Raw genomic sequence first — 21179 nt, 5'->3', positions numbered from 1 at the left:
CTGAAGGGTTAGCGTCGGTCTTTCAGACTGGCGCCATTGCTGTGGATCACATCGCGGTACCAGTAGAAACTCTTCTTGCGGCGGCGCTCGAGGCTGCCGTTGCCGGCATCGTCTCTGTCGACGTGAATGAAGCCGTAGCGCTTCGACATTTCGGCCTTCGAGGCGCTGACCAGATCGATCGGCCCCCAGCTGGTGTAGCCCATCACCTCGACGCCGTCGTCGATGGCTTCCGCCACCTGCACCAGATGGTCATTGAGGTAGTTGATGCGGTAGTCGTCGTTGATACTGCCGTCCGCCTCGACGCGGTCTTTGGCGCCCAGCCCGTTCTCGACGATGAACAGCGGCTTCTGATAGCGGTCGTACAGCACGTTGAGCAGGTAGCGCAGCCCGATCGGGTCGATTTGCCACCCCCACTCCGAGCTGGCCAAGTGCGGGTTCGGCACCATATCGAGAATGTTGCCGCGCGCCGTCTCGTACTGCTCCGGGTCGGCGGTGACGCAGCCGCTCATGTAATAGCTGAACGAGATGAAGTCGATGGTTTCGCGCAGCGTTTGCCGATCTTCCTCGGTGATCGTCACCTGAATGCCGTTTTCACGGAAAAAGCGCTGCATATAGGCCGGGTAATGGCCGCGCGCCTGCACGTCGCCGAAAAACAGCCAGTCGCGGTTTTGCCGCTGGGTTTCCAGTAGATCTTCCGGCTTGCAGCTCAGCGGGTACAGAATGCCGCCCAGCAGCATGTTGCCGATTTGGCCCTCCGGCACGATCTCGTGACAGGCCTTCACCGCTTTGGCGCTGGCCACCAACTGATGGTGGATCGCCTGATAGACGGCGCTCTTGTCGCTCTCCTGCGGCAGGCCAACCCCGGTGAAGGGCGCGTGCAGCGACATGTTGATTTCGTTGAAGGTCAGCCAGCGTTTGACCTTGTGCTTATAACGTTCGAATACGGTGCGCGCATAGCGCTCGAAGAAATCGATGGTGCGCCGATCGCCCCAGCCGCCGTAGCGCTTCACCAGACCGTAAGGCATCTCATAGTGCGACAGCGTGATCAGCGGCTGAATGCCGTATTTCGCCATCTCGTCGAATAGCCGATCGTAAAACGCCAGCCCGGCTTCGTTCGGCGTCTCTTCGTCGCCCTGTGGAAAAATGCGCGTCCAGGCGATCGAAGTGCGCAGGCACTTGAAGCCCATTTCGGCGAACAGCGCGATGTCCTCCGGATAACGATGATAGAAATCGATCGCCACGTCCTTGATGCCGCTGTCGCCCGCCATGCGCGGCGTAATGGCGCCGAAGATGCCCTGCGGCTGCAGATCGGAGGTCGACAGCCCCTTGCCGTCAGCCTGATACGCGCCTTCTACCTGGTTCGCCGCTACCGCGCCGCCCCACAGAAAATGTTGCGGAAACTTGCCGTTCATCGCTTGCTCCTCAATTAACGTAATAAAGTCAGCAGCGGCGCCTGTTCCTGCACCGGAGACAGGCCGCTGGTCAACACGTCCACGTAGTCATCGCTGTTGCTGATGATGATCGGCGTGGTGGTGTCATAGCCGGCGGCATGGATCGCCGCCTGGTCGAACTCGATCAGCAGATCGCCCGGGGCGACCCGCTCGCCTTCCCGCACGTGGGCGGTGAAATGCGCCCCGTCGAGCTTCACGGTATCGATGCCGACGTGGATAAGAATCTCCGCGCCGTCGTCCGATTCGATGCCGATGGCGTGTTTGGTTTTGAACAGCGACGCCACGCTGCCGCTGACCGGCGCCACTACGCGCCCCTGCTGCGGCGCAATCGCCACCCCTTTCCCCAGCAGGCCGCTGGCGAAGGTCGCGTCGTTCACCTGATCCAGCGGCACGATATCGCCGGCGATCGGGCTGAGAATGACCTGTTTGCGGTTAAGCGGCGCGGCGGCTTCAGGCTGTACCGTCTCTTCCGCCGGTGCGACGCCGAACAGATAGCTGGCCAGCGCGGCGAACACGAACGACAGCAGGGTGCCGCCGATCGCGCCCCATACCGTGGCGTCGATGCCGCCGCCGGGGATAATCTGCGCAAAGGTAAATACGCTCACCAGGCCGAACGAGTAGACCGAGGTATGGAAGTAGCCAATCACCGCACCGCCCAGCGCGCCGCCGATGCAGCCGAAGATGAATGGGCGTTTGTTCGGCAGCGTGACGCCGTACACCGCCGGTTCGGTGATGCCGAAGATCCCGGCGCCGATGGCTGAAGCGGACAGCGCCCGCAGCTTGTCGTCGCGGGTGCGCAGCATCACGCCCAGCGTGGCGCCGACCTGCCCCATCACCGCCGGCAACAGCAGCGGCACCATGGTGTCGCGCCCCAGCACACTCAGGTTGTTGATCATCAACGGCACCAATCCCCAATGCAGGCCGAAGATCACGCACACCTGCCACATCGCCCCCATAAAGGCGCCGGCGATGATCGGGTTAAAGGCGTAAATGCTCTGATAGCCGTTGGCCAGCAGGTGGCTGAGCCAGGTTGCCGCCGGGCCGATCAGCAGGAAGGTCAAGGGAACGGTGATCGCCAGGCACAGCAGCGGCGTGATGAAATTGCGCAGCGCGCTGTGGATCACCCGGTTAAACAACGGCTCCAGGCGGCAGGACACCCAGGCCGCAAAGATGATCGGGATCACCGACGAGCTGTAGTTGATAAAAGTCAGCGGAATGCCGAAGAAATATTCGCGCACCGCGCCCGGCTGCTGCGCCGCTTCGAACGCCGCCATCATCAGCGGATGCGTCAATGCGCCGCCGATCGCCATGGTGACGAAGGGGTTGCCGCCGAATTTTTTCCCGGCGGTGTAGCCGAGCATGATCGGGAAGAAGTAGAACAGCGAGTCGCTGGCGGCGAACAGCATTTTGAAGGTGCCACCGCTCTCCAGCAGCCAGCCGCAGGCCAGGCTCAGCGCCAGGAAGCCTTTCAGGATCCCCGAAGCGGCCATCACCCCGAGCAGCGGGGTAAAAATGCCGGACACCAGATCGATAAAGCGGCTGAGCAGGTTGTCTTTTTTACCGCCCGCGTCGTCGCTCGGCGCGCCCTCGGCCAATCCGCCGACCCGATTGACCGCGTCGAACACCTCCGCCACGTGGTTGCCCACCACGACCTGGAACTGGCCGCCGCTCTCCACCACCATGATGACGCCCGGGTTTTTCTTCAGCGCTGCCGCGTTGGCACGATTGTCGTCGCGCAGCTTGAACCGCAGGCGGGTGGCGCAGTGCACCAAGCTTTTCACATTGTCGCGGCCACCGACGCCGGCCAAAATCTCACTGGCTAATGTGTCATATTTCATACGGTTATCCTTAGACTTCGCGTTCTGCCGCTCCCCTCCCCGCACTGGCCTGGCGCCGGGGCGAAATGCGGCGCAAAAAAAAACCTAAACCTCGCGGCCTCTGTCCCATCGGGGACCAGAAACGCGAGGTTTAGGTTTTGCCTGCCGCAGCAGTAACAACCCTAAATCGGTTGAGCTATGACGTTAACACCGTGGATTTTGCCGGGGCAAGGCTTTGCGCCGGCAAATTGCCGAACTGTGATCGCGAGGGCAAAACGGCCTCAATGCGCGAAATAATGCATGCCGCCATCTACCGGGATCACCGCGCCGGTGATATATCGCGCGAGCGGGGAACAAAGAAACGCCGCCAGATAGGCCATATCTTCCGGTTCGCCGAAGTAGCCAATCGGGATATGTTGCGCAATGAACGCCCGGCGCGCTTCATCGCAAGCGTATAAGCGCTCGCGGATCTGTTCACTGTTGATGCGCCCCGGCTGTAACGTATTGACGGTAATCCCCTGCGCAGCCACGTCGCTGGCCAATCCTTTGGCCCACAGATGCAGCGCGCCCTTGGCGGCGCTGGCGGCGCTCAGGCTGCGCGGCTCCATCGATCCGCTGATATTGATCACCCGGCCCCAGCCTTGCGCCTGCATGGCCGGCAACAGCGCCTGAGTCAACCGCCGGGCCGGTGTGAAGTTCAAAGCAAAGGCGTCATCCCAGCTGCGATCGCTGTCGTTCAGCGTCGTGGGGTGAAACGCACCGACCGCGTTGATCAGAATATCGACTGTCCCCGCCTGGCGCAGCGCCTGCGCCGCCAGCTGGGTTATCGCGTCGGGGTCGGTCACGTCTGCAACGGCTACCCACGGGCGCACCGCCCCTTGCCGTTCAACCTCATCCGCCAGCGCCTGCAGCCGATCACCGCGTCGTGCGGTAGCCACCACCTTGACCCCTTGAGCAGCCAATACCCTGACCATGCCGGCACCGATCCCTTCGCTGGCGCCCGTGACCAATGCCGTACGGTGTTGCAACTGTAGATTCATAAGAAAACCTAACCTAATTTTTTCGATTTTAAAGGGAACGTTCACACATTGAATCACGGCGCGCTCTGTGTGAATATTCCTGAAAATTACGTCGATACCGTGCAGGAATTCACTGATGTTTGACTGGCAGGATTTAAAACACTTCGTGGCGCTGGCGCGTACCGGTTCCTTGTCGGCGGCAGCGCGGGAGCTGGGTTGCGATCACGCCACCGTCGGGCGACGCGTAGCGGCGCTGGAACAGGCGCTCGGCCTGCGTTTGATCGTGCGTCTGCCACGCAGCACGCCCTTGACCCAGGACGGGCAGGCGATTGCCGGGCTGGCAGCGGAGATCGAGGCGCAAAGCCAGGCAATTGCCCGCCATGCGCGCAGCGCCGGCGCAACGCCACAGGCCGGGGTGCGCATCAGTGCGCCGCCGTCGATCGCCGCGCATATTCTCGCGCCGCGCATTGCCGCATTTAACCAGGCTTTTCCACAGATCGTCGTCACGCTGTCGGGTGAATCGGCGCTCGCCGAGCTGGATCGCGGCGAAGCCGACATCGCCGTGCGCATGGTGCGCCCACAGCAACCGGAGCTGTTGACGCAGCGCATCGGCATGATGCGCTACGCGCTGTATGCCGCACCGGAGCACGCGGCTCTGCCCGACGCGGCGCGCCGCTTTCTCGCCTATGACCATCACTATCGGCAGCAGCCGCATCAGCAATGGTTGGTGCAGCTGTTGCAGGGGCGTCCGGTGGTCTTTCAGGCCAGCGATCTGTTTTCACTGCAACAGGCGGCGCGTTCAGGGCTAGGCGCCGCCGTTTTGCCGACGTTCGTCGCCGATGGCGATCCGGATCTGGTCGCATTGCCAACGGCCAACGCCGCGCCAACGCGTGAGCTTTGGCTGGTGACGTATCCCGATTTAGCGCGCACCGCAGCCGTGCGTGCGGTGATGAATTTCCTGGTCGAAACGCTCGGCACAACGTGCCCATTACCGGCATAAAGCATCAGAATGACTAATATAAATACTGGACAAAAGTCACGCAGGGGATTATTACTGGTCAACGCTTAATCGAGAGTAGGGATGGCAGTCACCATGGTGTTGCGTACTGATGTAGGACGGATTCTGATCACCGGCGCCGGCGGCCGGGTAGCCACGGCGTTTCGTCAGGCGATGGGCGATCGCTACCCGCTACGGTTGGCGGAACGGGATGTCAGCCTGCTGCGCGATCGGCAGCCCGGCGACGAAGTCATCAGCTTCAACATCGCCGATCTCGACGCCTGCCGCGCGGCCTGCGCCAATATCGACACCGTGTTGCATCTGGCGGCCGATCCCTCCCCCGATGCCGACTTCTGCGGTTCGTTGATGGACAACAACATTCTGGGCACCTTCAATATCTTCCGCGCGGCGAAAGACGCCGGCTGCCGCCGGGTGGTGTTCGCCAGCAGCGCGCAGGCGGTGGAAGGCTATCCGCTCGACTATCAAATCCGCCCGGATGACGCACCAAAGCCGAAAAACCTGTACGGCGCCAGCAAGGCCTTCGGCGAAGGCATCGCCGCCTACTTCGCCCATCAGGAAGGGCTTTCCGCCCTGTCGGTGCGCATCGCCAACTTCACCACCCTGAGCCGGGGCGAACAGCTTAGCGCCCGCGACATGAGCGCTTTTCTCAGCCATCGCGACGCCGCCGATCTGCTGGAGCGCTGCATTCGTGTCGAAGGGGTGCAATATGCGGTGGTGCACGGGGTTTCCAACAACCGCTACAAACGTTTATCGCTGGAAGAGACCCGACGCCTGCTCGGCTACGCCCCGCAGGACGATGCGTTCAGCCTGCTGGGCTTTGAGTGAGCACGGCGGAGAGTTCCGCCGTGCAGGTACAACTTAGTTGCTGGCGTAGGCCACTTTTTCGGCCTGACGGTGGGTGAACAGCACCAGCAGCAACGCCAATCCGGCAATAATTGCGCCCATCACCGGCACGAAGCTGTATCCCAGCCCGGCGGAGACGACCGCGCCACCGGCGGCGGCGCCCAGCGCATTGCCCAGGTTAAAGGCACCGATGTTGACCGAGGACGACAGGCCCGGCGCTTCGCTGGCGACACGCATCACGCGCATCTGCAGCGGCGGCACCACGGCAAAGGTCGCCGCGCCCCAAATCACCATGCTGACTGCCGCGCCGATTTCACTGCGCGCCAGGAACGGGATCACCAGCATAATGACCACCAACAGCAGCAAGAAGCCCTTCAGCGTCGCGCTCTCGGAACGGTCGGCGAATTTGCCGCCCAGGTAGTTGCCGATGGAGAAACCGACGCCGATCAACACCAGCATGGACGTCACGAACAGCGGCGTCGCATCGGTGATGTGCTGCAATACCGGCGAGATATAGGTATAGAGCGTGAACATCGCGCCCGCGCCCAGCACGGTCGTCAGCAAGGCGGACAGCACCTGCGGGCGTACCAATACCGACAGTTCGCGCTTCACATCCGGGCGCGCGCCGGCGCTGCCTTTCGGCAACGAGAACCACAGCCCCAACATGGCGATCACCCCTAACCCTGCGGTGGCCAGGAACGACATACGCCAGCCGATGGTTTCACCCAGCCAGGTCGCGGCAGGCACCCCGCCGATATTGGCGATGGTCAACCCCATAAACATGGTCGCCACGGCGCTGGCCTGTTTCTCCTTCGGCACCACGCTGGCGGCCACCACGGAACCGAGGCCAAAGAACGCGCCGTGGTTCAGGCTGGTGATGATGCGCGACAGCATCAGGGTGGTGTAGTCAGGCGCAATGGCCGACAGCACGTTACCCAGGGTAAAGATCGCCATCAGGAAGATCAGCGCGCTTCTGCGCGCCCGGTGCGAGAGCAGCAGCGTCATCAGCGGTGCACCGACCATCACGCCAACGGCGTAGGCGCTGATCAACATGCCGGCCATCGGGATGGAGACATCCACCCCTTTGGCGATCGTCGGCAGCAACCCCATCGGGGAAAACTCGGTCGTGCCGATGCCGAACGCCCCCACCGCCAGGGCTAATAAGGGAAAGTTAATTTTCATTCAACAACTCCGGTTAACCGCTGCCGAAGCGCGGGAAAGTTAAGATGCCAAAAGTATGACATTGATCACACCAAAGATAAGCAGGCAGGAGGCTAAAAGACTTTTGCGATTTTGTTAAAAATCGTGGGGAAAAACAGCCGCCGACTCTATCTCAGCAATGCGCCGACAAGCAATAGCCGCCGTCGCCCGAGCGCACATCGGGTTCATTCTCACCACCGGTGCAAGCCGCCATACCGACCCATCGGCGGCTGCCGCAACTATTGAACACAGAGCAAAAGTGTTTTGTTATTGTGCGCGTTTTTAGAATTAAACGACGAAATATAATGGCCTCAGTAAAACATCAATGCCCTACGACCTAATTCACATAGAGGGAAGCGCCATGCTTTTTGACTCGTATTCTTTAAACGGTTTATCGCTGAACAATCGCATCGTCATGCCGCCAATGACCCGCTCTCGGGCCGGCGCCGGCGACGTCGCCACCGACATGATGGCTGAATATTATGCCCAGCGCGCCAGCGCCGGGCTGATCGTCAGTGAAGGCACGCAGATCAGCCAGCAGGGCCAGGGTTATGCCTGGACACCCGGCATTTACTCCCCGGAACACATCGCCGGTTGGAAAAAAGTGACCGACGCCGTACATCAGGCCGGCGGCAAGATCTTCGCGCAGCTTTGGCACGTCGGCCGCGTGTCGCATACCATTTTACAGCCTGGCCACGCCGCGCCGGTCTCCTCCTCCGCCATCCAGGCCGACGGGGTCAAGGTGTTCGTGGATGTCGAAGGTCGCGGGCCGGAACATGGCGTGGGTGAAATGGTGCAGCACTCCGCACCGCGCGCCTTAACGCGGGAAGAAATTCCGGCGATCGTTAACGACTACGCTCAGGCGGCACGCAACGCTATCGCCGCCGGTTTCGACGGCGTAGAGCTGCACGGTGCGAATGGTTATCTGATCAATCAGTTTATCGACTCGCGGGAAAACCAGCGCGACGACGAATACGGCGGTTCACTGCAAAATCGCCTGCGTTTCCTGCGGGAAGTCGCGCAGGCGGTAGCGGATGCCATCGGCAAAGAGAAACTGGGCGTGCGCCTGGCGCCGCTGACCACCCTGATGGGCTCGCAGGACGATACCCCGGAAGCCACCTATCTGGCAGCGGCCAGCGTGCTGAACGATATCGGCGCCGCTTACATTCACATCGCCGAAGCGGACTGGGATGATGCCCCGGTGATGCCGGCAGCGTTCAAAGAATCGCTGCGCCTGATTTTCCGCGGCACGCTGATTTACTCGGGCAAATACACGCGTGAACGCGCTGAAGAAGCGCTGGCCAAAGGCTGGGCGGATCTGATCGGCTTCGGTCGCCCGTTCATCGCCAACCCGGATCTGCCCCACCGCCTGCAACACGGGCTGGCGCTGAATGCGCCAATCAAAGAGAAATTCTTCGGCGGCAGCCGGGAAGGCTACACCGATTACCCGACGATCGGATAACGATTGCCGACAACGCCGGCTCAAGCCGGCGTTATTTTTTCTGTGCTTCGATCCAGTCGAGAAATCGCATCATTCTGTCGCTAAAATCCGCGTCATTCGCCTCTCCCACCGCGTGCGCTAACCAATAGTCCATTTCATCTCGCTGCTCTGCATAAAGCGCCAACAGCTGTTCGGCATAGTCGGTTAACGTTATCGGCCAGAACGGGCTTCCCTCGGCGCGCAGCATATTGGTGGCTCGGATCAGTTTTCTGGCCGCTTCGCGCTTTAAGCGCCTCTCATCCGATACCGTCCTGGCCTGCAGCAGTTGCTCCCGATAACGCGCCAATACGCGGGGCAAATCGGCATTGACCGCCAACGCGATGCGCCGATCGGGCTGAAACAGCGGAAAAGCGGCGGACAGGTCTTCGCCCCACAGGCAGCGGCAGTGATGCTTCAGCCAAAATCCCCAGGAATCGTGATGCTCCGGCGCCAACGCCTCATCAACGCTGCCGATATCAAAGTCGACCTTGCTCACGATCCGCTGCTCCAGCTGAAAGGCTTGCCGCCATGCCTCAAGGCGCTGTAACGCCTCACTATCGGCTGGCTTGTTGAGCAACAGCGTGATGTCCAGATCGGACACGCCGGGAAGGGCTTCGCCACGCGCGACGCTGCCGTAGAGGTAAATGCTGTGGATGAGTGCCGGGAATTGGCGTGGCAGCCCCGCCGTCAGCGCTTCCAGCAGAGGGATAAAAGCCCGCTGCAGCGGAAATGCCGCCACCGTGGGAATCAGCGCCACCTCATGCCCTCCCGTTGCGCACTTTGCCCGAGCGCATTTCGATGTTCCGCTGCAGTTCGCGCAGCCCGCCGGCCAGGAAGCAAGCTTCCGCCAGCACGAACAGCGGGCCGATGATCAGGCCCGTCACGTCGTCCATAAACGCCGGTTTTCGTCCCTCCCAGAAATGCCCGACAAACTGAAACAGCCAGCCGATGACGAAGCCGCCGATGCCGACGCTCAGCCACGCCGCCGTCGACAGCGACGCCACCCAGGCGCCGACCCCGAGGCACAGCAGCAGCAACGCCAACATCATGACGCCAAGGCGCAGGCTCAGCCGCAGGTAATAGAGAGCCGAAACGATAACCACCGCGCAGGCCGGCGAGAACGGCAGCCACCCCGCACCCCATGCCGGCCGGGAGAGCAGCGTCAGCAGGCTGACGACGATCAGGGGGATGCCGATAAAGTGCGTGACGATATTGCGCGCATCACGATGATAGGCGGCGTAAGCGGCAAGTTGATCTTCCAGACTTCGCATGTTGACCTCCGGTATGTACGGCCTTCGTCGCCGAACGCGCGCAGCCGCATGCGGCTGCCCTTACCCATAGCTTAGCGCGGGATCACCAATACCGGTTGGCCAATCTCACCCAGCAGGCCGCGCCTATCTGCCAAAATTATAGAAAGCAATAGAGGTAGATGGATAATATAAAATATAAAATAAAACATCCAAAAACACTAACAAGAAAAAATATCCTCCAAGATAAAACACACCGCCCGCCTTGTTTTATCTTAAAAAAAATATTATTTATAATAATAATAAAATTAAAATGAAAAACATATCAAACATACCGATTAATATAAAATAAAATATAAATAAAAAACTTAAATTAGTATTTACAATAAAAAACAGGATTGTATTATAAGAAGTCACAGTCAAGGAAGGTGTCATGATGATCGTTTATTACCGGGAAAGAATGGCTATTTTAATACCAGAAAACAATCAGCAGATTATTTTAAGGAATAAAGAATTGAAGCTATGGCATTTTCTTATTGAACAAAGCCCTAATGTATCATCAAGAAAAGATCTCGGTATACATATATGGGAAGGGCGTTATGTGACAGATTTCGCCATCAACCAAACGATAAATTCATTGAGAAGAAAGATTGGTGATGCATCACGTGAAATTATCATTACCGTTCCTAAAAAAGGGTATACGATTAATGCAGAGAAGGTCATCATTAAAGTTGATGATGAAACCGAGTTAATACCCAATACGAGCACTGGCACAGCGGAACTGGGGAGCAATTCGGATAATGATTCAAAACATAAAGAAGAGATATCTCCTCACCGATTTAAGAAGACTCGTGAGGTTCACGAAACTGCATCAGAAAAAGCGACATCCAAACGTGATAAAGTGAAAAGAAGCATGCTGATGATAGCCGTATTGATATGCAGCTATATTATAGGCGTTTGGTTTTCCGTAAAAATAAATGAAGATAAAAATGAAGAAACCTTATACCTTGATGGATACAGGATTCACTCTACTGGCGATCGCATAGAATACGTTCACGGTGAAAAAAAAACCGTTTGTTATCGAATGAAGAGCAATATAAATGACAATAAAAAAAGAGACTACCTTACAGAAATCACGACTTGTAAAAATGAAGGTTAAGGGATTATTTTTAATTGCTTGCATATTACTTTTCATCTGTGGAACTCTAAGTTATAAACAATATATTTTAGAATCAATGAGCAATAGTTACCATGGGTTATTATTTCTGGACGGCGAAGAAAAAATAAAGCTAAACCTATACTTAAACAAAGATAGAGAAACCGCCTACATCAGATTGATTCAAAGTGATGGCAATCACTTACGTTATATCACTGCCGAAATGGAACTCAATGCATTGTTAACGCATTCAATAGCCACAGCAAAAGTGGATTGGCATGAGCGAAATATGACAGAGAGCGCATTCAGCTCCGACAGTCGCAATCGTCTGGTATCGGTTTTGTTACACAAGAACAGCAAACAATATTTTTTGGTTATAAACAAGGATGACTTCTATATTCCAACAGGTAACAATGATATTAACGAACTGATTTTCCTAATTTTTCCTGATAAATGATGCAATTTTATATTTCATTATTAAATATGATATGACGTTTTTTTTATCACTGAGTAGGATACCCCCGGCCTAAACAACACGCTTCAATTAAAAGCGAGTTTTTAGCGTCATAACCATCCTACTAATATATTTAAAGGAATAAAAAATGTTGAAAAATGTAGCTCTGAAAGCGTATGTCTCTATGGCTTGCCGCAACGTCAAAAACGCAGAACAAAACGAGCGTGGCATCACCGCTATCGAATACGCCATCATCGGTGTAGCGATGGCCTCTGCCCTGTTCTTCATCTTTGACAAAGGCGGATTCATTGAATCCCTGAGCGCGGCATGGAACACCATGGCCACGAAGATCACTGCTTCAGGCAACATCCTGAAGTAATAGTAAACTTTCGTCATATAGCCTTCGACTCTTCGAGGGCTATATTTAAAACCTATATGTTCATAGCGATAATAATCATATCTTTATACATATCACTTAAAGATATCACAGAAAGAAGAATACCTAACGTAGCGCATTTTATGATACTTACGGTGGCATACTGCTATATTTTTTCCCACCCAGGCATTATTGGTGCGGGCCAGGTGCTGATATGGCCGTTTGCCATGCTCTTGGTTGGTATCATTCTTTCGTCTTGCAACATACTGGGGTTTGGCGATACCAAACTGCTGTTCATCACCATGCTGGTGGTGCCGCCGGAACAATACGTTAACGTTATTTACCTGACTGTTTTTATGGGTGGCGTATGGGCAATCTTATGGACATATGCCCTGTCAAAAATTTCGCTGATCAAGCGCTATGATAAAGTAAGGAGCGGCGTACCCTACGCCATCCCTATTTTAATCAGTTTATGTACCTATACGTTTATCGGTGCAGTTTGATAAGGAGCATCTGTGCGCTTTAAATTTATTGCAATAGTCGCACTGCTAACCATGTTAGCCGGCGTAGTAGGTATATACAGCGATAAAGGCAACGAGGACGAGGAAAAGACTAAGAACCTCATAGTGAATAAAAGCCTTATCTATTATACCGCAAAGCATAATATTGATGTGGGTGCTATCGTCACCACGGATGACTTCACCGAGAAAGAGATAAAATATCCACCAGGCTCGCCCCCCGCCTGGCTAGACACGATTTTTGGCGAAAAGGACTTTCGCGGACTAATGGCGTCCGGCGGCGTGGCATATCAAAATATTGCCTCCGGCGAACGGGCCTCGAAAGATAACCTTGGCAACCTGTTGCAGAAAATCGATTCGAGCTATTCGATATTGCCTATTTCTGTCACCACCGCCAGCCTGAAGAACCCTAACATCGCGGACTTTGGTTTTATCGATCTGTTCCTGGTCTCCAATGATAACAAAGCCTACCGGGACGATCTTTATCAAAAATCGCGCAGCGATAACGGTACCACGGGGAAAGACTACAAGGACACGCGGGTCAAACAGTTCGCCAGCAAGGTGTGGTTCTTTATGGGCAACGGCAACCTCAATAAGCTGCAAAAGTTCGATCAGTCGGGGCTGGTTTCCAGCCTGATGAAAACAACCAGCGGGGAGAATTCGCTGGCGAATGAGGTGCACAGCAACCGGGCCGTCAGCGATGACAAGTCCTCAACGACCATCGTCTATGCCTACTTCAAGCCCGAGGACGTGGATAAAGTCATTCAGGCGCAAATTATGGGGATGTTCTTCATCACGCCCACCAAGGTTCACAATATCAATGAGGGCATCGCCAAAATAAATAACAGCACAAGAGAGATTACCCCGTCAGACATTGTCTCTGGGGCGCCCATTTCGGAAAGGCAAAGCCGCGTGGTTGAAATCAGGGGAGCGCAAAGTGAAATTCGTAAATATTAACAGGCTGGCGGTTTTTCTTATTGTGATGTTAACCGCCAGCTTTAACGCTGCGGCGCTCGACGTGGACATCAATAAAACGACCGATCTTGAGATTGACTTCAGCGTGAAGTCAATCGTCGTTGGCTCACCGGAAATTGCCGACTTCCGGGTGGTCGATGAGAACCACATCTATGTCTTCGGTAAAAAAAGCGGGCAAACCAATCTCTCCGTTAATGGTACCAACGGTGAGAGTCAAACGCTGCTGATCACCGTGAACGATCTGCAAAAGAAATCCGTCATGTTGAATACCTTGCTGATCAGCGAGGGGTTTAAAGACGTGAAGGTCATCGACATGAGCGACTCGCTGCTGGTCAGCGGCCCGGTATTTTCCACTGAAGATGGCGCACGGATCAAGTCGCTGATCGAAGAGTACGTGGATAGCGATCAGGTCAGGTACTCCTTAGTAACCCAAAAAAATCAGCAAATTAAGATCAGGGTTACGGTCGCGGAAGTCTCGAAGGACGTGACGGAAACCCTGGGCATTGACTGGGGGCGGGGCAAGATCAGCACCGGCGTGAGTAACGATCTGACTATCAACAACGGCATCTACAGCAGCCTGGTTAAGGGGTTTAACTTCGACTCTCTGGGCGTAGCCATCAACGCCCTGGCGAAAAACAGCCTGGCTAACGTGCTGACCACGCCAAGTATCACGGTCACCAACGGGAAGACCGCATCATTTCACGGCGGCGGGCAGATACCTATTTTTCAGCGCAGTGAAAATGGCTCAACGGTTGAATGGAAAAACTATGGCGTCATGCTGAACTTTGCACCGGTGATCAATTCGGACTCCTCGATTAGCATGGACGTGAGCGTCGAATCATCTCAGATCGGCGGGTACTATAAATATGAGAACACCGAGCTGCCGACGATTAACGTGCGTAACGTGAAGACCTCAGTACGAATGCGGGATGGAGAGAGCTTCGTCCTCGGCGGACTGATCGACAACAGCCAAACGCAATATGTTAATAAAGTTCCAGGATTTGCCGACATTCCAGTGCTGGGCGCCTTGTTCAAGTCAACCGGGTTCACATCTGGGCGCAGTGAATTAGTCATCTTCGCCACCGTTGAGTATGTCAAACCCGTAGAGAGAAACTACATCAAGCTCCCCTACGCCAAATTCTCCAGCCCGTGGGAGGTCTTTTTCGATCTCGGGCACAGTGATAACAGCATTACCGATGTCTTTGTCAAAGGAGCCGACTATGTCATTAACTAATTCGCTGCTCCTTATTTTTATCTGCCTGGGCTTAAACGGCTGCGCGTTCGAAAGGCAGCCCGACGAAAGAAAGGCGTATTACGTTAAGTTTGTCGGCAACCCCGACCGCACCAAGATGGCAAAGCTTGAAAACTTTGTTTTAAGCAAGAAAATCGGCTCCATCAGCAGCTTGGCGATTATTTATAGCGATAACCACTATGACCGTGCGATCAGGCTGCAAGAAGAAATACAGAAACAGTATGGCATTAATGCTGTATTGCAAGAGAGCGTGAACCAGCTTGACGCAAACTATATTGCCATCGGTAACCGGCATAAAACCGAGCGAGGTTGCTATCGGTTCCGGCTCTCTGATTTTAACTGGTACAGCTCCGACGAGCAGGCTCTGGATAACTATTCGGAGCGAGAAGTTTGCTCGACCAATGGTAATGATTTCGCTGAGAGAGCACGTTAATGTTCATAGAAAAACTAAAGAGAAAAAACGAGGCCAAAAAGAAAAAGGCCAGCGTGATTGTTTTAACCAAAACTGAGACTGATTTTTTATCACTCTCAGAACCACTCTCATTGTACGACGTCGATACGATGATCAAGCACATCCCCGCTGGCGACCTGCTGGAGTTTATTAATAACGCCCTGACGGGGAAAAATTATTTTGTGCTGGATGCCCAGAGCTACAGCGAGACTGAAATCGCGGACATCGCCATGATGCTGCGTGGTCGCTATCCCTCCATGCTGATCGGCAACGAGGATTCGATCCAGGCAACGTGGCAGGCTCGCGAGCTGGGGTTCAGCAGCTATTTTACCCGCACCAGTGAGATCCGCCTGCTGCTGCTGGGGATAGTGGAACACTTCGGCTATGTGCGCTCCAGAACTTCTCTGGTGATCGGGTTGTGCAATACCTCGCCTGATATCGATATTAATTATCGCGTTTTTCACGATCTCTGTAACAGCGAAATGATGAAAGGCTATTCAATGCTGTTTGTTAACTGCGACATCGCAAACATTTTCTTTGATGCCGCATTGGGGGTAAAGGCCAATAAAAACACCGTTGAGCACGTGCTGGGCTATGAGAATGAACTGGATACCACCTCGTCCCTGAAACTGGTGATGAAAATAAAAGATCACTTCGACTACGTTTCCTTCAACATTGCCAACGACGAGGCGCACGTTGACAACGTTGACGCCTTCCTCAACGGCGTTGAGAAATTCATCGAATCGCTGGCAAACTCCTATGGATTTATTTTTATTAATATCCCCTACTATTTTCTCACGCTGCACGGCGGAATTAATTTGCTCAATGAGAGCGACATCCGTGTGCTGATGACCAATGGGCAGATCGAGTCTATCTATAACCTTAACTATCTCAAGAACCGAATTGGCTTTAAGCAGGATAAAGGGGAGAAAAGAAGGGACAAGCTGATCTCCATCCGAAAACAGGCCGGTAAGCTGGCAACTGAAATCACGGATAAAGAAATCCACACCAAGCTGGGCATCAAGGTGGACTTCAACAATAACGCCAACCTGCTGGGGGGGTTGTTAACCGCTTTCAACCGTAAGAAAGAAAGCAAAAACATTATAGACAGCATATTTAGGTGATGACATGGATATAAAAACCTATGAAAAAATCAGAAACGCGCTGTTAGAGCAAATAAAAATAGAAAACTATGACAGCTCTGCCACTCATGAAGCGCTGATGAAAATTGAAGAACTGCTCATACCGGCGCTCGATCTGGAAAATATTATATTAACCAGAAGAAAGTTTGATGAGCTGATCAAAAGCTATTATGACGACATCTTCGGGCTGGGGCCCATCGAAGATCTGCTGGCCGATCCCAGCGTTAACGACATCATGGTTAACGGGTGTAAATCCATCTACATCGAACGGGCGGGCAAACTCATCAAGCAAGATTCTCAGTTTAAATCTAATGAGCAGATCCTGCGTATCGCGCAGCGTATTGTTGCGCCGATTGGGCGTCGGGTAGATGAAAGCTCGCCGATGGTCGATGCCCGCCTGGCCGACGGTAGCCGCGTCAACATCATCATTCCGCCCGTGGCCCTAGATGGCTGCACCATCTCCATCCGAAAGTTTAAAGAGGATAAATTAGACCTGATCGACCTGATCAACTTTGGCTCGATGAGTGAGGCGATGGGGCACTACCTGAGCCTGATGGTCAGGGCCAAGGCGAACATCATCATCTCGGGGGGGACGGGTTCAGGGAAAACCACCCTGCTCAATGCAATTTCGAACGAAATCGATGATGGCGACCGCATCGTCACCATCGAAGATGCCGCCGAGCTGCAGCTGCAAAAAGATCACGTCGTGCGCCTGGAGTCGCGCCCTAAGGGTGTTGACGGCGGCGGTGAAGTCTCGATTCGTGACCTGGTGATCAACGCGTTGCGTATGCGCCCAGACCGGATCATCGTGGGCGAGTGTCGTGGCGATGAAACCTTTGAAATGCTTCAGGCCATGAACACCGGCCACGAAGGTTCGCTCTCAACCATTCACGCCAATACGCCAAAAGACGCGCTGGTGCGCCTGGAAAGCATGCTCTCCATGGCGAACTCCAATATCTCGGCCAAAACCATTCGCGGCCAAATATCGCAGGCCGTTGATATTATTATTCAATGCGCAAGGTTGCCCTGCGGCTCGAGGAAGATTACCAACATTACGGAAATCGGCACGCTGGAGGGTGAGGTCATTCAAAGCCAGGACGTGTTCCTGCTCGAAAGGCGAAAAGAGTCGGATACGGTCACGAAGTATGCGCATAAGCAGAATATCGCCTACTCCATTCTGGAATCAAAGGCCGCGTTCGCCGGGCTGCTCCCAGAGCTCAAAGGCATCCTGCATGACTAACCTGACGGGCTTCCTCATCACCCTGCTGCTTCTGCTGCTGATGTTCTCATACGTCAGGCAAAAGGCCGCGAAGAAGAAAAAGTGGGAGAACTTTTTCGGTAAAGCGAAGCCGGCTGAGAAAGAGAAAACCAAGGAAATAAAAAAGCTCATCGGCAAGTCTTACCTACCCGACTTCGTGTTTATTTTTGGCACCAAAAGCCTGGTGATGTCTCTGGTGGTCAGCGGCGGCTACATCCTGTTTTGGTGGTTCTGCTGCCTGACCTTCAGCGCCTCGTCGTTTGCCTATGTATTTGGCACCGTGATCCTGGTAGCTATTTCGTTTGCCGCGTTGTACGGCATCTACCAGAGCCGTTTCAGCGACTATTTCGAAGCACAGTTCCCCTATGCGCTGCGGCTTATCAGCCGCAACCTGGCCGTGGGCCAGACGATATATGCGGCCATTGATGCAGCGGCGGAGAACCTGAGCGATATCATGAAGCGAGAATTTACCCGCATCTCATTCCAACTGAAAAACGGCGTGTCCTTTGATGACATACTCAGCCGGGGTGAGAAAATCTACCCCTATAAAGGCTACTTTGTTTTTAGTTCGTATATTCGTATCTCCATACAAAAAGGCAGCAGTCTGAAAGATACCCTGCTGTCCCTGGCCAATGACCTGGTCGCCGCTCAAGTCATTAAGAAAAAAACCAAGGCGTTAACCTCAGAGGCACGCGGGGCGGCAAAGATCCTGGCGCTTTTACCGCTGCTGATGCTGGTCGTACTCTATAAGTTCGCCTTTTGGAACTTCGTTTACCTCTTCGATGAACTTTATGGCCGCTACGTGGTGATTTACGTGGTCATTAGCGTCAGCATCGGGTTTTTCATTATTTCACGCATGATTAAGGGAGTTGAACTGTGATTTTCTTTATCTCAACCTCGCTCTTTATCGTCGGCGTTATTGTGTTTATCTGGGGATTAAAGAGCCACAAGAAAGAAGAAGAGTATTATGATAAATTTTACTTTATCGTTTCCTCACACGAGAACCTCGATGACTACCTCAGCCTGAAAAACAGGATTAAAGACCTGTTCTCTTTATTAATGAGAAAGCTATCATTCTACGTTGAAAACAACCTGTCCCATACGGAATACCATGCTCTCATTAATAAGGCAGGATATTACTCGCTGCAAGAAAGCACCCTATTTTATATTTATATCTCTAGCATATTTCTCTTTTCAACTCTGTCCCTAACGCTGTTAGCCTGCCTGGGTAATCTGTCATTCTATGTCATTCCTGTTTTCATGATCGTGTACTACATTGGCTCAAAGATTTATCTCGAGAGAAAACATAAGAACGAGATCAAAAAGTTCAGGATCAACTTCGTCTACTTTCTCGATCTGTGCGCCACCTGTATCAAAACTGGCATGACGCTGACGGCCGCTTTAGAAACCGTTTCCCCGGTGCTCTATCGCTTCTCCGGTCTGTTAGGCAACAGCATGCAGAACTTTTCACGCACGCTGAAATACAGCGATATAAACATCGCCTGCGAAAAGCTCTATGAAGAGGTTCCCCTAAGCGAGGTCAAGGAGTTTATCGCAACCGTGCGTAACTCCGCCCAGTTCGGCGCTGGCATGCAGTCCGGTCTGCAAGAGTTATCTAAAGAGATCCGCCAGTTTCACTTTATAGAAACCGAAGAAAAAATTGGCTCCGTCAACGCCAAGATGGGGATACCGCTCATTCTCTTTATCATGTTCCCGGTTATTGTTGAAATCATTGCTCCTGGCCTGCTACGCGCCATGGGCAGCCTGTCATTGGAGATGATCTCGTAATGAAAAAGTTAGTCCTCACTTCGATAGTCTTTCTTGCTGCCTGCGTCAACGGCACGCCCGATATGTTGAGAAACGATCGGGAAACGGCTCAGCTGGCGGTCCGCGTCGGCGCCTTTGAAAAGGCCAGGGAGATCGCGGTAGATAGTCTGCAAGCGCAACCGGACAATATCGAGACACGCTTCTACCTGGCCGATATCTATTCCAAGATGAATAAATATGATATGGAGGGCCAGGAACTGGAGATTATTCAGGGAAAAATTAGCCGCGCAGATGAGAATTACCCAAGGGTGATTATCGAACTAATGAAGAACAGTCTGATGCGACATCAATATCAGGAAACTATCTCTCTGTATAAACAGAATTTTGCCGAAGGGAAAATGGCGCTTGCCCAAAGCGCTACTATGCGCGGCAAATCGCTGATGTATGCCGCCATTGCCTACTGTAAGCAGAATAAGTATGAAACCTGCATCGCCGAACTGAAGCGCGCCAGAACCTACCTGCCGGGAGACCCGGCGCTGGCCGACAACCTGAAGATTGCACAATACATGGCCAAGGCCAGCACAGGGGATATAGACCCTTCTCTGCTGTATGCCGGCTATAGCAATACGGAATCTAAAGAGATGTATGCCAACCTGATCATGGCGCTGATTCGCGGTGACCAAGAGACCCGCGCCTTTGAGCTGCTCAGCATGCGCTATTCCCGCGAGGATTCCATGACGATCATCAACGATCTTAACGGTATGAAAATCGCAAAATGATAAGTCTATTCACTAGAGTAGGGAGTGAGGAGCGAGGTATCTCAACCATCGAGGCCAGCGTGCTGCTGCCGATCCTCTTTATCATATTGATGATGATTTATGAGGTGCTGAGGTTTCAGAACGATATCTCAATCATTTATTTCAACGAAGAGTTTGCGTCACAGCGCGTCGATCTCTCGTTTTTAGACAACGATGTCGAAAAGATAAATGAAAACTTCCTGGCCGATTTAAACAAGAGCGGCAGTGAGTTTTATTTCAGCGCGCTACTCTATTCGGAGCCAAAGATAACCTGCTATGAGGATATCAATATCAAAGTCAGCAAAAAGTGCGGAAAGAAAACCAAGCTGATTAACATCGCCTATCAGATCCAACGTGAATACAGCAGCGATTGGATAAGCGACCTACTGTCTTTCCCACAACAATTTGATCGCGAGGTATTTATCGTCAATGATTACTTCCATTAACAGGCTTGTTGATAATGAGGATGGTAGCGTCGCCGTTGAAGGCACCTTTGTTACCCTATTCTTGTCCGTGCTGCTGATTTATACCATGCAGCAGGCTTTGGTCATGTCAGTACAGTTTAGTATTAATAAACTGGCCGATCAAATGGTGAATATTATTTCCCATCGTGACAGCCTGTTTGGCAATGCCAATTTAAGCCAAGGCGACGTCGTTAACGTCGCTAAAATGTTTAGCCAGTTCAAGAACGGCGGAGAAGCGCCGTTTTTCGACGTTTTCGTTGAGGAAATCGCCTACGCAACGGGGCAATACAGCATGTATAAGCTACCCGGGAGCAAAGAAGGCTGCCAGCTCACCAAGCGGCTGACTGACTATGGCATCGATATCAAAACCTCATTCGGCAAATCTAACTCGGTGTATCGGGTTTCCATCTGTAAAAAAACAGAACCGGGATTATTCTCTAAAAATAAAACGCTGCTGGCAGAAAGTGCCATCCAAATTGGCCATCATCATTAGA

23 protein-coding genes are annotated in these 21179 nt (G+C 53.4%); 17 read left to right on the top strand and 6 right to left on the bottom strand.

Translation table 11 applies throughout. From position 1 onward, the window contains the following. Positions 1-8: 8 nt before the first annotated feature. From ACJ8J5_RS17915 to ACJ8J5_RS17905, 3 genes are all read right to left on the bottom strand, one after another. Positions 9-1412 carry a glycoside hydrolase family 1 protein gene (locus tag ACJ8J5_RS17915; RefSeq protein WP_414104997.1) on the bottom strand — a complete coding sequence of 468 codons (1404 nt, stop codon included), beginning with the start codon at positions 1410-1412 and terminating at the stop codon, positions 9-11. A gap of 14 nt (positions 1413-1426) precedes the next feature. Next, entirely contained in the window at positions 1427-3289 is a 1863-nt protein-coding gene (bglF, locus tag ACJ8J5_RS17910) for a PTS beta-glucoside transporter subunit IIABC (RefSeq protein ID WP_414104995.1), read from the bottom strand. Between the two features lie 260 nt (positions 3290-3549). Beyond that, complete coding sequence (locus tag ACJ8J5_RS17905; protein WP_043142316.1) at positions 3550-4308, bottom strand: SDR family NAD(P)-dependent oxidoreductase; 759 nt, start codon at positions 4306-4308, stop codon at positions 3550-3552. Between the two features lie 115 nt (positions 4309-4423). Between ACJ8J5_RS17905 and ACJ8J5_RS17900 the strand changes: the two genes are divergently transcribed. Both ACJ8J5_RS17900 and ACJ8J5_RS17895 read left to right on the top strand, forming a co-directional pair. Continuing rightward, positions 4424-5287: a LysR family transcriptional regulator gene (locus ACJ8J5_RS17900; protein ID WP_141996985.1), complete on the top strand. Its 864-nt coding sequence runs from the start codon at positions 4424-4426 to the stop codon at positions 5285-5287. A gap of 93 nt (positions 5288-5380) precedes the next feature. Next, complete coding sequence (locus tag ACJ8J5_RS17895) at positions 5381-6130, top strand: NAD-dependent epimerase/dehydratase family protein (RefSeq protein ID WP_043142321.1); 750 nt, start codon at positions 5381-5383, stop codon at positions 6128-6130. Between the two features lie 33 nt (positions 6131-6163). Here the strand turns inward: ACJ8J5_RS17895 and ACJ8J5_RS17890 are convergent, their stop codons facing one another. After that, positions 6164-7330 (bottom strand): MFS transporter, encoded by a 1167-nt coding sequence (locus ACJ8J5_RS17890; RefSeq protein ID WP_025304822.1) that lies wholly within the window; start codon positions 7328-7330, stop codon positions 6164-6166. 379 nt (positions 7331-7709) lie between these two features. On the opposite strand from ACJ8J5_RS17890, the gene ACJ8J5_RS17885 reads away from it, so the two are divergent. Then, positions 7710-8810: an alkene reductase gene (locus ACJ8J5_RS17885; RefSeq protein WP_043142322.1), complete on the top strand. Its 1101-nt coding sequence runs from the start codon at positions 7710-7712 to the stop codon at positions 8808-8810. A 31-nt stretch (positions 8811-8841) separates the two neighbouring features. Here the strand turns inward: ACJ8J5_RS17885 and ACJ8J5_RS17880 are convergent, their stop codons facing one another. Together ACJ8J5_RS17880 and ACJ8J5_RS17875 are read right to left on the bottom strand one after the other, a co-directional pair. Then, positions 8842-9585 carry a nucleotidyltransferase domain-containing protein gene (locus ACJ8J5_RS17880; protein ID WP_099816924.1) on the bottom strand — a complete coding sequence of 248 codons (744 nt, stop codon included), beginning with the start codon at positions 9583-9585 and terminating at the stop codon, positions 8842-8844. Position 9586: 1 nt separating this feature from the next. Continuing rightward, complete coding sequence (locus tag ACJ8J5_RS17875; protein ID WP_049205736.1) at positions 9587-10099, bottom strand: Mpo1 family 2-hydroxy fatty acid dioxygenase; 513 nt, start codon at positions 10097-10099, stop codon at positions 9587-9589. Between the two features lie 409 nt (positions 10100-10508). Here ACJ8J5_RS17875 and ACJ8J5_RS17870 point away from each other — a divergent pair, with 409 nt between their 5' ends. From ACJ8J5_RS17870 to tadF, 14 genes are all read left to right on the top strand, one after another. Further along, positions 10509-11234 (top strand): winged helix-turn-helix domain-containing protein, encoded by a 726-nt coding sequence (locus tag ACJ8J5_RS17870; protein ID WP_049205755.1) that lies wholly within the window; start codon positions 10509-10511, stop codon positions 11232-11234. Then, positions 11224-11688: a hypothetical protein gene (locus tag ACJ8J5_RS17865; RefSeq protein ID WP_154618046.1), complete on the top strand. Its 465-nt coding sequence runs from the start codon at positions 11224-11226 to the stop codon at positions 11686-11688. The genes ACJ8J5_RS17870 and ACJ8J5_RS17865 overlap by 11 nt, the downstream gene beginning before the upstream one ends. A 145-nt stretch (positions 11689-11833) precedes the next feature. Further along, complete coding sequence (locus ACJ8J5_RS17860) at positions 11834-12064, top strand: Flp family type IVb pilin (protein WP_049205753.1); 231 nt, start codon at positions 11834-11836, stop codon at positions 12062-12064. Next, positions 12013-12564, top strand: coding sequence for an A24 family peptidase (locus ACJ8J5_RS17855; RefSeq protein ID WP_080352627.1), 552 nt, complete (start codon positions 12013-12015; stop codon positions 12562-12564). Before ACJ8J5_RS17860 ends, ACJ8J5_RS17855 begins: the two co-directional genes overlap by 52 nt. Before the next feature lie 12 nt (positions 12565-12576). Beyond that, entirely contained in the window at positions 12577-13536 is a 960-nt protein-coding gene (locus tag ACJ8J5_RS17850) for a hypothetical protein (RefSeq protein WP_060448365.1), read from the top strand. Next, positions 13517-14788: a type II and III secretion system protein family protein gene (locus tag ACJ8J5_RS17845; RefSeq protein WP_142105465.1), complete on the top strand. Its 1272-nt coding sequence runs from the start codon at positions 13517-13519 to the stop codon at positions 14786-14788. Before ACJ8J5_RS17850 ends, ACJ8J5_RS17845 begins: the two co-directional genes overlap by 20 nt. Further along, positions 14775-15239: a hypothetical protein gene (locus tag ACJ8J5_RS17840; RefSeq protein ID WP_043140909.1), complete on the top strand. Its 465-nt coding sequence runs from the start codon at positions 14775-14777 to the stop codon at positions 15237-15239. The genes ACJ8J5_RS17845 and ACJ8J5_RS17840 overlap by 14 nt, the downstream gene beginning before the upstream one ends. Beyond that, a complete protein-coding gene (locus ACJ8J5_RS17835) occupies positions 15239-16381 on the top strand; it encodes a hypothetical protein (protein ID WP_142105463.1) in 1143 nt (380 codons plus the stop codon). Before ACJ8J5_RS17840 ends, ACJ8J5_RS17835 begins: the two co-directional genes overlap by 1 nt. Before the next feature lie 4 nt (positions 16382-16385). Further along, positions 16386-17639 (top strand): CpaF family protein, encoded by a 1254-nt coding sequence (locus ACJ8J5_RS17830; protein WP_043140903.1) that lies wholly within the window; start codon positions 16386-16388, stop codon positions 17637-17639. Beyond that, the gene (locus ACJ8J5_RS17825; RefSeq protein WP_049205748.1) at positions 17632-18537 is read left to right on the top strand and encodes a type II secretion system F family protein; all 906 of its coding nucleotides are present in this window, start codon (positions 17632-17634) and stop codon (positions 18535-18537) included. Before ACJ8J5_RS17830 ends, ACJ8J5_RS17825 begins: the two co-directional genes overlap by 8 nt. Beyond that, positions 18534-19445, top strand: a complete 912-nt coding sequence (locus ACJ8J5_RS17820; protein ID WP_043140897.1) for a type II secretion system F family protein — start codon at positions 18534-18536, stop codon at positions 19443-19445. The genes ACJ8J5_RS17825 and ACJ8J5_RS17820 overlap by 4 nt, the downstream gene beginning before the upstream one ends. After that, the gene (locus tag ACJ8J5_RS17815) at positions 19445-20203 is read left to right on the top strand and encodes a tetratricopeptide repeat protein (protein WP_043140893.1); all 759 of its coding nucleotides are present in this window, start codon (positions 19445-19447) and stop codon (positions 20201-20203) included. The genes ACJ8J5_RS17820 and ACJ8J5_RS17815 overlap by 1 nt, the downstream gene beginning before the upstream one ends. A gap of 59 nt (positions 20204-20262) precedes the next feature. Next, positions 20263-20667: a hypothetical protein gene (locus tag ACJ8J5_RS17810; RefSeq protein WP_043140890.1), complete on the top strand. Its 405-nt coding sequence runs from the start codon at positions 20263-20265 to the stop codon at positions 20665-20667. After that, positions 20651-21178, top strand: coding sequence for a tight adherence pilus pseudopilin TadF (gene tadF, locus ACJ8J5_RS17805; RefSeq protein WP_072008262.1), 528 nt, complete (start codon positions 20651-20653; stop codon positions 21176-21178). Before ACJ8J5_RS17810 ends, tadF begins: the two co-directional genes overlap by 17 nt. Position 21179: the final 1 nt, after the last annotated feature.

This window comes from Serratia sp. CY43202, from assembly GCF_052168755.1.
Classification (GTDB): domain Bacteria; phylum Pseudomonadota; class Gammaproteobacteria; order Enterobacterales; family Enterobacteriaceae; genus Serratia; species Serratia bockelmannii.
The sequence above is the reverse complement of the archived record's forward strand: the minus strand, read 5'-3'. Positions and strand labels throughout refer to the sequence as shown.

Coding starts and splice junctions, on each gene's coding strand:
- tadF (WP_072008262.1), top strand. CDS start 20,651: ATGATTACTTCCATTAACAGGCTTGTTGATAATGAGGATGGTAGCGTC.
- ACJ8J5_RS17825 (WP_049205748.1), top strand. CDS start 17,632: ATGACTAACCTGACGGGCTTCCTCATCACCCTGCTGCTTCTGCTGCTG.
- bglF (WP_414104995.1), bottom strand. CDS start 3,289: ATGAAATATGACACATTAGCCAGTGAGATTTTGGCCGGCGTCGGTGGC.
- ACJ8J5_RS17855 (WP_080352627.1), top strand. CDS start 12,013: ATGGAACACCATGGCCACGAAGATCACTGCTTCAGGCAACATCCTGAA.
- ACJ8J5_RS17830 (WP_043140903.1), top strand. CDS start 16,386: ATGGATATAAAAACCTATGAAAAAATCAGAAACGCGCTGTTAGAGCAA.
- ACJ8J5_RS17895 (WP_043142321.1), top strand. CDS start 5,381: ATGGTGTTGCGTACTGATGTAGGACGGATTCTGATCACCGGCGCCGGC.
- ACJ8J5_RS17815 (WP_043140893.1), top strand. CDS start 19,445: ATGAAAAAGTTAGTCCTCACTTCGATAGTCTTTCTTGCTGCCTGCGTC.
- ACJ8J5_RS17840 (WP_043140909.1), top strand. CDS start 14,775: ATGTCATTAACTAATTCGCTGCTCCTTATTTTTATCTGCCTGGGCTTA.
- ACJ8J5_RS17890 (WP_025304822.1), bottom strand. CDS start 7,330: ATGAAAATTAACTTTCCCTTATTAGCCCTGGCGGTGGGGGCGTTCGGC.
- ACJ8J5_RS17870 (WP_049205755.1), top strand. CDS start 10,509: ATGATGATCGTTTATTACCGGGAAAGAATGGCTATTTTAATACCAGAA.
- ACJ8J5_RS17905 (WP_043142316.1), bottom strand. CDS start 4,308: ATGAATCTACAGTTGCAACACCGTACGGCATTGGTCACGGGCGCCAGC.
- ACJ8J5_RS17915 (WP_414104997.1), bottom strand. CDS start 1,412: ATGAACGGCAAGTTTCCGCAACATTTTCTGTGGGGCGGCGCGGTAGCG.
- ACJ8J5_RS17860 (WP_049205753.1), top strand. CDS start 11,834: ATGTTGAAAAATGTAGCTCTGAAAGCGTATGTCTCTATGGCTTGCCGC.
- ACJ8J5_RS17835 (WP_142105463.1), top strand. CDS start 15,239: ATGTTCATAGAAAAACTAAAGAGAAAAAACGAGGCCAAAAAGAAAAAG.
- ACJ8J5_RS17900 (WP_141996985.1), top strand. CDS start 4,424: ATGTTTGACTGGCAGGATTTAAAACACTTCGTGGCGCTGGCGCGTACC.
- ACJ8J5_RS17875 (WP_049205736.1), bottom strand. CDS start 10,099: ATGCGAAGTCTGGAAGATCAACTTGCCGCTTACGCCGCCTATCATCGT.
- ACJ8J5_RS17865 (WP_154618046.1), top strand. CDS start 11,224: ATGAAGGTTAAGGGATTATTTTTAATTGCTTGCATATTACTTTTCATC.
- ACJ8J5_RS17885 (WP_043142322.1), top strand. CDS start 7,710: ATGCTTTTTGACTCGTATTCTTTAAACGGTTTATCGCTGAACAATCGC.